The sequence below is a fragment of the Variovorax sp. GW821-FHT06D12 genome, assembly GCF_059419205.1.
Map to the genome: position 1 here is coordinate 1 of NZ_JBWKRI010000017.1, position 1,802 is coordinate 1,802.

At 65.9% G+C, this 1,802-nt stretch carries 1 protein-coding gene; it reads left to right on the forward strand.

Features of this window, described 5'->3' with window-relative positions:
* A partial coding sequence (locus AC07SQ_RS30505; RefSeq protein ID WP_495273660.1) for an Ig-like domain-containing protein occupies nt 1-1,802 on the forward strand: 1,802 nt, incomplete at both ends.

Consider the following 1,802-nt stretch of genomic DNA (forward strand, 5'->3'; position numbering starts at 1 on the left):
GCCGACGTGATGAACAACGGCGCCATCAACCAGTTCGTGGCCGACGGCCGCGTGCAGATGATGGTCAAGGGCAATGCCGGTGATGCGGTGACGCTGTCCGACGTGCTGCCCAACGGCACCGACCCCGGCGACTGGGTCAAGAAGGCCAACGTCACGGTGGGTGGCGTGGTCTACGAGGTCTACCAGCACTCGGGCTTCGATGCCGAACTGCTCGTGCAGCAGGGCGTGACCGTCACGCTGCAGAACACGACGGATGCCGAAGCCCCGAACGCACCGAGCATCGAGGTGGCATCGGACGGCGCGGGCACGGTGCAAGGGCCACTCGCTGACGGAGCGAAGACGGACGACCCGTCGCCCACGCTCTCGGGCAAGGCCGAACCAGGCAGCACCTTGACGGTCTACGACGGCACCACGCAGCTGGGCACCGCCGTGGCAGACGCCGATGGCAACTGGCGCTACACGCCGACCGCGCCATTGAGCGAGGGCGAGCACCGGTTCACGGCCACCGCCACGGACAAAAGGGGCAACGTGAGTGTGCTGTCGGGCGAATTCGTGCTGACCACCGACTACACGGCACCGCTGGCCTCGACCGCGATGCTGAGCGGCAACGCGGGCCAGATCTTCCATGGCGACACCATCGACAACGGCACACCGACATATGCAGGCCAGACTGAATCGAATGCGACCGTGGTCATCTACGACAACGGCAGCGAGATCATCCGCGTGCAAGCCGACGCTGCAGGCAACTGGGCCTTCACGCCAGGCTCCGCGCTGATCGACGGGGCACACAGCTTCAGCCACGCCGTGATCGACGTGGCCGGCAACACGGGTGCGCGCGGCCAGGCGACCGACTTCACGGTCGGCTCACAGCCTCTGCCCGTGAGCATCGACACCGCCACGGACAACGCAGGTGCCATCTCGGGCGCCATTGGCAAGGGGGGCGTGACCGATGACACCACCCCAACCCTGCGCGGCAAGGCCACCGTCGGGGGCACGGTGAAGATCTATGACGGCAGCACCCTGCTGGGCTCTGTCGTGGCCGACGCCAGCGGCAACTGGACCTTCACGCCCGACACACCTCTGAGCGAAGGGCGACACAGCCTGGCCGCCACCGTCACCCCGGTGGGCGGCAGCGAAAGCCCCCGGACCGCGATGTTCGACCTGACAGTCGACCTCAGTGCGCCGGCCCAGCCAGTCATCGTCTCGGTGGCCGACGACCAAGGTCTCATGACCGGCCGTTTGGTCAATGGCGCCATGACCGACGACACCCGGCCCGCGTTCAGGGGCAAGGCCGAAACGAACAGTACCGTGGTCATCTACGACAACGGGGTGGAGATCGGCCGGGTGCAAGCCAACACCGCAGGCAACTGGAGTTTCACGCCGGGCATGCCCCTGAGCGAGGGTGCGCACAGCATCACCTTGGCGGCAATGGACAAGGTGGGCAACGTAAGCATGTCCTCGCAGGCATTCGGCTTCACCGTCGATACGACGGTGCCGCTGACGGTGGCAACGATTGCGTCGGTGGGCAAGGACAGCGGCGTTAGCGCCACCGACTTCTTGACCAACGACGGCAGCGCAGGGCGCCTGATGCAAGGCACTCTGTCTACGCTACTCGCCAAGGGCGAAACCCTGCAGGTGTCGACCGACGGCGGCCAGACCTGGAAGGCAGCCTTCGTGGAAGGCAACAAGTGGAGCGCGCAAGACGACAACAGCCATTCAAGCGATTGGACCGTGCAGACGCGCGTGGTGAATGAAGCCGGCAGCATCGGCACTGTGCAATCACAGGCGGTCGTGCTGGATAC